The following is a 9143-nucleotide window of genomic DNA, read 5'->3' as shown; positions in this document are numbered from 1 at the left end:
TTGTAACTGAGGATTTGTGCTGCATTCCGTTAATCTTGTACTCTAAATCAAAACGATGAAGGGAATTATTTATAACCTTTTTCAAAAAGGTGAGCAGTCAGTCGATTTTAAATTTTAGATTGGAGGGATTGAGGGATTGAGAGATTTAGGGATGGTAATTTTATTAAAGTTGGAGTCTCAACCATGAAAAACCGTTGGATTAAATGGCTTCAGTTTAGCCTGACTGCTTTGCTGGTTGTGGGTGCGATCGTCCTAATCAACCACTACGGGATCGAGCAAATTAGAGCTAACATCAGTCAGTTTGGAATTTGGGCACCGTTGGTGGTGATGTTGCTGCGAATGGTAAGCATTGTGATTCCTGCCCTACCGGGTACCGGTTATTCGCTGCTAGCAGGTGCATTGTTTGGGTTTACCCAGGGTTTAATCGCGATCGCCATTGCTGATGCGATCGCCTGTACCATTAATTTCTACATTGCCAAACGCTACGGACGCCACCTCGTGCAAAAAATTGTCGGGGAAAAATTCATGGATAAAGTAGATTCTATTAATCAGAATTACCTACAAAGTAATATCTTTTTAGTAACGGCTTTACTGATGACGGGGCTGTTTGACTTTGTTTGCTACGGTGTCGGATTAACTCAAATGAAATGGCGGAGATTTATCACTACTCTGACGCTGAGTATTGTTGTAGCAAAACCTCCATTAGTGGCTCTGGGAGCAGGCGTTCTCGAAGGCGGTAAGTTGTTACTAGGATTTGCATTGTTAGGAATGTTTTTACTAGCATTGGTAACAGGTTGGTTGAATCGCAAACACAGTTTACCCTCTTGATTGGTATAAAAATTTCTAATAATTGACAAAATGTAGCAATTATTAATATTTGCGATAATAACAGAGTCAGTTATTATCGCAATTATTTGTTTTATAGCAGTTCGAGCCAAAAATGAGGGATTGACCGATCGATCCCTCAATCCCTCAATCCCTCAATCCCTCAATCCCTCAATCCCTAATCTATAGCAGTTCGAGCCAAAAATGAGGTATTGACCGATCGAGTTCTCAATCCCCCAATCTAAAATCTAAAATCTAAAATCTAAAATCTCAACTCCTCACCTTTTTGAGAAAGGCTATATATTCAAAGCTCCCCCTTTCCCGTTATCTCCCTCTGGCTTCTCCCACCGGCTAATTGCACAGTTTATATACCTACTAATTGGCAATCTTGTAACAAGCCTCCTGCCGCTGGTAAATTGGTAGTGTATGGTTATGTTGCCTCAAACAGAATCTGAGCGAGAGTTCCGTTGAGGGCGAGAAAGTAGGGTGCAGTCTAGACAATCGCAGAAATTCTTGCTCGTCAACCCGCAGCAGTTAGGCCCGGCGAGGAATTGCCGACCAGTTAAAAGTCCGCCCTGTGGCAGATAGCATTGGTTCTGGCTTGTCGTTAACCGTCAACGGTCAGGATGTGGCACGAAATTAATTTTAAATGCCAAGATGCTGGAAGTAGGGGTGAGTTTAATTGTAAAGAAACTTTGAGCGTGCTTGGAAACCTCGCGGATAAAGCCTCTCAATCCAGCCGCTGCCCGCGATCGGGTTTTTCTAACAAATATCACTTTTATGCCCCCTGATGTTTATTCCCTCCCTCAGTCAGGTCATCAACCGCAATCCCCTCACCGTAACTCCTCACACGCCTGTAGAAAAGGCGATCGAGCTGATGAGCAGCACGGGGGCCAGTTACGTGCTCGTGGTGGAACCGCGCGGGAATTCTCCAGTCGAAAATCCCGCTAACGGGACTTCCCCACAATCGCGGGAACATTTGGGTTTCTACAACGGCGTACCGCGTGTACCGCCATCGAACGGGCTGGGTTTCAACGGCTCAAAACCTCCCCATCTGGGCGGCCCGACGGTGTTGGGAATTTTTACAGCGCGAGATGTGGTACAGCTAGATTCGATCGGCTCGGCTTTGAGGGGATTTGCGATCGAGCAAATCATGATCAGAAGCGTAACTGTAGTCCGAGAATCGGAAATTCCCGACTTTTTTGCCTTAGCAAATCTGCTGGAAAAAAATCATATCAGTCATTTGCCCGTCGTCAGCGACGCTGAAGAACTTGTCGGTTTAATTAGCTCTCAAAGCTTGGTCGAACTGTTGCAGAAAATTGGGGAATCGCCACAAAAATCAAGCAGCGCTTTTCCTGCTGCTACCTTTGCCTTCCCTCCGCCGCTGCCGAGTTCACTGCCGAAATTAGAGCTGCCGGCGAGTTTAATTAAACTCAATCAAATTCCTCAAATCGCAGCTTCGCGAATTATTCACGCTCCTGCTTCTGCTTCGGTTCGCTATTTGGCGCAACTGATGTTTAGATACAATGTTAGCTATGTATTAATTACTGAAACTCCCGAACAAAACTCGACTGCTGCTACAAATTCCAAATTTACAAATCCCAACCTCCACAAATTGGTTGGGGTGGTAAGTTCGCGGGACATCGTGCAGTTGCAGGCGCTCGATCGAGACTCGAACAAAATTAAAGCCGGAGCGATTTGCAGCAGCTCGCCGCCGCTGATCCGATCGCACTCTACCCTAGAAGCAGCCGTCGCCCTGCTGCAAAAACACTACTGCCAGTTGCCATTATTAGTCATTAACGAAAACAATCACCCGATCGGGATTGTCAATCCTAAAACTATCCTTTTACAAGCGCTGGATTCAAAATCTCTGCATTCTGGCTTGATCGCTTTGCAGCGCCAGCTAGAATCGAGCAGCGCGCAATACAAAAAACTCGCCGCCCAAATACAGCTTCCGGCAGCCCATCGCCACCGAGATGCAGAAATTGCTCAAAACAGTTTCGCCGAGCCCCCAAATCTCCCCGCTGCTGTCAACAATCAGGGGATTTGGGATTGGAATCTCGAAACAGATGAGTTTTTTTATTCCGTGCGGTGGCAAGAAATGCTCGGCTACAAAGCAGGGGAAATCTCGAATCGCCGATCGGAATGGTGGAGTCGCATCCACCGAGATGACATTGACGGAGTAAAAGCAGCTTTAGAAGATCACTTCGCACAAAAGACACCGGATTTTGCAGCAGAATACCGGATGTACTGCAAAGACGGCAGCACTCTGTGGGTGCTCAACCGGGGTCAAGTTTTGCGCGGGGCTGGAGGCAAACCGCTGCGCTTGGTAGGAACTCATACAGATATTACTCCAAACCAGCAGTTAGAGCTCAAAAACCGCGATCGCGAGCAATTCCAAGTATTTGACTCTTTGAAAGCAACAGTAATTTTTCAGATGGATGCGGCGGGAGTTTGGACGTTTCTCGGCCGCGCTTGGACTGAAATTACTGGTTTTTCGGTTTCCGAAAGTTTGGAAACTAATTTTTTAGATTGGGTGCATCCAGACGATCGCCCGCAGTGTGCAAATTTATTGGAGTCTTTGCTGTCGGGTAACTCGGAATTTTGTCGGCAAGAACTGCGATTTAAATACAATCCGGACTCGGAAAAAAACGAATTGGGAATTCACCCGAATTCCGGCTTTGTTTCTGTTGAAATGTTTGCTCAAGTCAAGCCCACTTCCCAAGGTGAAGTTGCGGGAATTTTAGGGACTTTGCACGATGTCTGCAGCCGCGTAGAAGGCGTTGAGGAATTGCGAGAAAGCCAGCGGGCAATTCGATCGCTCTACGAGGTAATGGTGGACTCGACGGGCTCTTTTGAGGAGCGCACTGCTCGGTTGCTGGCAATGGGCTGCAGTCAGTTTGGGATGGATATCGGGCTGTTGGGCAGGGTTTTGGGCGATCGCTACGAAGTGATTGCAGCTTATGTACCGTCCAATTTCCCCTTCGGATTTGCCAAAGGAGACGGTTTTGCTTTGAGCAGAACTTTTGAACGAGAGGTTTTGCGATCGATCGAACCTATTTCTATCGAATCCGCCGGCACTACTGAGTGGAAGCACCACCCCGCTTACGCCGTCCGCAGGTTGGAGGCTTTTGTCGGCACGCAGGTAATAGTAGAAGGGCGAGTTTTTGGCACTTTGAGCTTTACTTCCAGCACCGCTAAACCAGCTTTGAAACCGCTGAATTTTGAAATGTTAAAGTTGATGGGCAATTATATCGGCGCGGAAATTGCCCGCGAAGAACGCGAGCACACTTTGCAGCGTCAGTACCAGCGCGTTTTACTCTTCAAACAAATCACTCAAAAAGTGCGATCGACCTTAGATACTCAAGAAATTTTTCAGACTACCGCCACCCAAATCGGGCGCGTATTCGGCGTAAATCGCTGTACAATTCACACCTATCTTTCCCAACCTTACCCGCACCTTCCCTGCGTCGCAGAATACCTCGAACCAGGTCACGCATCAGCTTTAGATTTAGAACTTTCTGTCACTTACAACCCCTACACAGAAAAACTGCTAGCTGAAGATATAGCCCTGGCATCTCCCGATGTATTTGCAGATCCTTTGCTCGAATCTTCCGTGCCGATGTGCCGCCGCATCGGCTTAAAATCTATGTTGGCAGTTCGCACTTCCTATCAAGGCGAACCGAATGGCATTATTACTTTGCACCAGTGCGATGCTACTCGCCAGTGGACTCCCGACGAAATTGAATTGTTAGAAGATGTTGCCGCTCAAGTCGGAATTACATTAGCTCAAGCACAACTTTTAGAAACGGAAGTTCACCGGCAGCAACAGTTGGCAGAGCAAAATGAAGCTTTGGAACACGCGCGACAAGCGGCAGAAGTTGCTAACAGAGCTAAGAGCGAGTTTTTAGCTACGATGAGTCACGAAATCCGCACTCCGATGAATGCGGTAATCGGGATGACGGGTTTGCTGCTGGATATGGAACTAACGCCAGAACAGCGGGATTTTGTAGAGACAATTCGCACCAGCGGCGATGCTTTGCTGACTATTATTAACGATATCCTCGACTTTTCTAAGATTGAATCGGGCAAAATGGATTTGGAACGCAGCCCCTTCGAGCTGCAAAACTGTATAGAAGAGTCTCTGGAATTGTTGGCTCCGAGAGCCTCGGAAAAAGGTTTAGAATTGGCTTACTTTATTGACGATTCTGTTCCGAAAAATATTTTGGGAGATGTCACGAGGCTGCGCCAAATCTTGGTAAACCTGCTGGGAAATGCAGTTAAATTTACAGAATCGGGAGAAATAGTCGTCTGCTGTACGGCGAGAAAAATTGAGCCTGCACCTGCTAAAAAATCGCGGGAAACAAGCAATATTATAGAGCAGCAACTGCTAGCAATTAAGCAGGGACAGTTGCCTGATAGCAGACAGTACGAGATTCAATTTGCTGTCCAAGATACGGGCATTGGCATTCCGCCAGACAGGATCGATCGCCTGTTTAAAGCTTTTTCGCAGGTGGATGCTTCGACAACTAGACATTACGGCGGGACGGGGCTGGGACTGGCGATCAGCCAGCGTTTGAGCGATATGATGGGGGGTAAAATGTGGGTTGTCAGTCAAGTTTGTCCGGGAGGTTCTAAGTCTCAACCGACAGTTTCGGCGATCGGACAAAGTACCGCCGGAATGTCGCCTGCGGGATTTGAACTGCCGTCAATATCGGGTTCTGGTTCGATTTTTTATTTCACGGTGATTGCTGAAGCCAATCAAAGCCGTGCTGAGGAAAAACTGCCGGAATTTGCTGCTGGTAAGCATTTGTTAATTGTCGAGAATCATGCCATCAACCGACAAGTTTTGATCCGGCAAGCTGAGGCTTGGGGAATGATACCCGTGGCTGCAACTTCGGGTGCTGAGGCTTTGGAAATTATCAAATCAAACTCGGAGTTTGATTTGGCTATTTTGGCGATGAATTTACCAGATATGGACGGCGTGGCTTTGGCTGTAAAGATTCGTTCGTTCGAGCTGAGCAATTTGTCTGGCCGCGAGGGGCTAAATCCGAATGTCATCCCAGTTAAAAGCCCCCGCAAAGTTACGCTGCCTTTGGTGCTGTTTACTTATTTGAGCAAGGCGGAAGTTTGGAAAAAACTTGAAACTACAGAAGTACATTTTTCGGCGTTTTTAACTAAGCCTCTCAAACAGTCGCAGTTTTATAATGTGTTGCTGCAAGTTTTTGGATATGTGGCCGGCAAAAGCGGCAGGGGAGAAGTTTCAAATGTGGCGACTTTGACTTCGGGATTGAAATATTTTGAAAATTCTCAAGAACAGCACCGCGTGCAGCGGACGCCTGCGGTTTTGAGGCAGGTTCCGAGCAATTCTGCCGCACAGGATGCAGCTAATTCTAGTCAGATTCGGATTTTGCTGGCAGAGGACAATGTGGTGAATCAAAAAGTCGCTACGCATTTGCTCGACAGGATAGGATATCGGGCCGATATTGTGGCTAACGGGCTGGAGGTTTTGGAGGCGCTGAAGCGCCAATCTTACGATGTTGTGCTGATGGACGTGCAGATGCCCCAGATGGACGGGTTGGAAGCGACGCGCCGCATTTGTCAGGAATGGCCGGCTAATAAGAAGCCGAGAATTATTGCGATGACGGCTAATGCGATGCAGGGCGATCGCGAAAAGTGTCTGGAAGCGGGTATGGACGATTATATTACTAAACCGGTGCGCCGGGAAGAGTTGGCGATCGCCCTAAGCAAATGCCAACCCCTGGATCGGGATGAATTGGATGCAGTTGCTGAGCTGAAAAATCCAGATATTGCTGACACAGTTAGCAGTGACGCTGCTCGACACTCGATCGTTCAACCGCTAGCAAATTCGCCGATCAATTTTCAGGTTTTGCAAAGTCTCCGCGAGTTAGACGACGATGAAGACCCGGATTTTTTGGGGGAGTTGATTAAGATATATTTGTTAGATGCACCGCAGCAGTTAGAAACAATTAAAGAGGCTATTTTTCTCGGCGATGCTGATAGTTTGAAGCTGGCTTCTCACACCCTCAAGTCGAGCAGCGCTAATTTAGGAGCGGTGTCTTTTTCGGAAGTTTGCAAGGAGTTGGAATATATGGGCCGCGTGGCGGTTGAGTCTGGAGGAGAACAGGTTTTTGATGCCAGGACAGCGCGCGATCGGCTTTTGGAAGCCGAATCAGAGTGGGAAAAGGTGCGGATGGCGTTTGAGACGGAATTAAAAACGGGGAAGTTGCGATCGCAAATCGGGAATTAGTTATTGGTTAGTTGTTATTGGTTAGTTGTTATTGGTTAGTTGTTATTGGTTATTTGTTATTTGTTATTTGTTATTAGTAGGGGCGGTGCCCCCGTGCCCGCCCTCTGCCGTCTTGACATCGGATGCTGCGGGTGCAATGCCCGGTGCACCTTGGTAATTACCAATTACCAATTACCCATTACTTCTAACTAATGACCAATGACTAATGACTCTTTACTCCTTCCCCAATTCCCATATTTAACTTTCCCCTAAATACGCCTTGCGAACAGTTTCATTTGACTGCAAATCGCTAGCAGTACCGGCGACTACAACCTCGCCAGTTTGAATGACATAGCCGCGGTGAGCTACACTTAAAGCCATCCGGGCGTTTTGTTCCACCAATAAAATAGTAGTTCCTTGGGCATTAATATCGCGGACGATCGCAAAAATTTGACTCACCAACATCGGAGCCAAGCCCATACTCGGCTCATCCAATAATAACAAACGGGGGCGCGACATCAAAGCACGGGCGATCGCCAGCATTTGCTGTTCCCCCCCGCTGAGAGTACCACCTTTTTGACTAATTCTTTCTCGCAAACGCGGAAATAAATTTAAAGCTTTTTCCATATCAGACTTGATACCGAGAGTATCGTTGCGGAGATAAGCGCCCATTTCCAGGTTTTCTTGTACCGTCATGCGCCCAAAAATCAGCCGCCCTTCCGGGCTTTGAGAAATGCCCAAACGGACGATCGCCTCTGTAGACAGCGATTCTAAAGGCTTTCCCTCAAAAAGTACAGTACCTTGGCGCGGGCGCAGCAGCCCTTGAATCGTGCGGAGAGTGGTAGTTTTCCCCGCCCCGTTGCTACCGATTAATGTCACAACTTCTCCCTGCGAGACAGTTAGCGATACTCCTTTGAGAGCGTGAATATTTCCGTAATAGGTGTGAATGTCTTTAATTTCTAGCATGATTGCTCTTTCTGCCTTGTCCTTTGTTATATCGTCCCGACTAAGTATAAAATTTTATTGCATCTATTTAAAATTAACCTTTTCTATAGTAAACCAGAGCATCTCGCGAACTTAAAATTATCTGCCTCAATCAGTGTTTATCGGCCTTAAATTTGCGGTTGACCGACTAATTGTATTAACCGCGAACATCATCTTCTTTTCCCAAATATGCCTCAATCACGCGAGGATCGGCGCGAACTTCTGCCGGAGTTCCCTCAGCAATTTTAGTACCGTACTCCATAACACTCACGCGATCGCTAATTCCCATCACCACCTTCATATCGTGTTCGATCAGCAAAATACTCAAATCCAACTCATCGCGAATCCGGTAAATAAAGCGAGTTAAATCAGCCGTTTCATTCGGGTTCATTCCCGCAGTCGGTTCGTCCAAAAGCAAAACTTTTGGGTCAGAAGCCAAAGCCCTGGCAATTTCCAATCTGCGCTGGTCGCCGTAGGAAAGGTTTTTTGCCAACTCCGGCGCTTTTTTCACGCCCAAACCGACAAAATCCAGCATACTCAGCGCTTTTATTTTAGCTTCCCGTTCTTCAGCCCTCGCAGTTGGCGGGCGGAGGATTGCACCCAACAAACCTGTTTTCATTCTGCTGTGTCTGCCTACCAAAACATTATCCACCACAGTCATATTGTTAAACAAGCGGATATTTTGAAAAGTTCTAGCAATGCCGAAACTTGTCAGGCGATCGGGAGGCAAACCCGTGATATTCTTATTTTGGAGGAGCAAGTTACCGGCAGTAGGTTTGTAGATACCCGTCAGCATATTAAAAAAAGTGGTTTTACCCGCACCGTTGGGGCCGATCAAACTGGCGATCGAGCCTTTTTCTAAGGTTAAACTAACTTGGTTTACCGCCGTCAAACCGCCGAATTGCATGGTAAGTTGCTGTGCTTCTAATAATGACATTTTGGTTGTATTTCCTAATACTTTATATTGAATTGTGAGATTCCACTTTTACCCTTGCAAATCAACTTGGGAGATTATAAAAGATGGCAAAAGTCCTTTTTATCAAGTTTTCGGACGGGCTAGAAGCCCATCCCACAATAAAAAAAG

Annotated in this window: 4 protein-coding genes; 2 read left to right on the top strand and 2 right to left on the bottom strand. The window is 46.9% G+C overall.

Going from position 1 to position 9143, the window contains the following annotated elements; genetic code table 11:
* Positions 1-183 precede the first annotated feature (183 nt).
* Both WBA89_RS02320 and WBA89_RS02315 read left to right on the top strand, forming a co-directional pair.
* The gene (locus tag WBA89_RS02320) at positions 184-828 is read left to right on the top strand and encodes a TVP38/TMEM64 family protein (RefSeq protein WP_424403708.1); all 645 of its coding nucleotides are present in this window, start codon (positions 184-186) and stop codon (positions 826-828) included.
* 787 nt (positions 829-1615) lie between these two features.
* Complete coding sequence (locus WBA89_RS02315; RefSeq protein ID WP_424403706.1) at positions 1616-7096, top strand: response regulator; 5481 nt, start codon at positions 1616-1618, stop codon at positions 7094-7096.
* 237 nt (positions 7097-7333) lie between these two features.
* Here WBA89_RS02315 and WBA89_RS02310 read toward each other — a convergent pair whose 3' ends face one another.
* Together WBA89_RS02310 and WBA89_RS02305 are read right to left on the bottom strand one after the other, a co-directional pair.
* Positions 7334-8041, bottom strand: a complete 708-nt coding sequence (locus WBA89_RS02310; RefSeq protein ID WP_424403704.1) for an ABC transporter ATP-binding protein — start codon at positions 8039-8041, stop codon at positions 7334-7336.
* A gap of 175 nt (positions 8042-8216) precedes the next feature.
* Positions 8217-8996, bottom strand: coding sequence for an ABC transporter ATP-binding protein (locus WBA89_RS02305; protein WP_424403702.1), 780 nt, complete (start codon positions 8994-8996; stop codon positions 8217-8219).
* Positions 8997-9143: the final 147 nt, after the last annotated feature.

It is taken from the genome of Microcoleus sp. (assembly GCF_049646505.1).
In the GTDB taxonomy this organism is placed as follows: Bacteria; Cyanobacteriota; Cyanobacteriia; order Cyanobacteriales; family Microcoleaceae; genus Microcoleus.
This window is presented reverse-complemented; position numbering and strand designations above follow the sequence as displayed.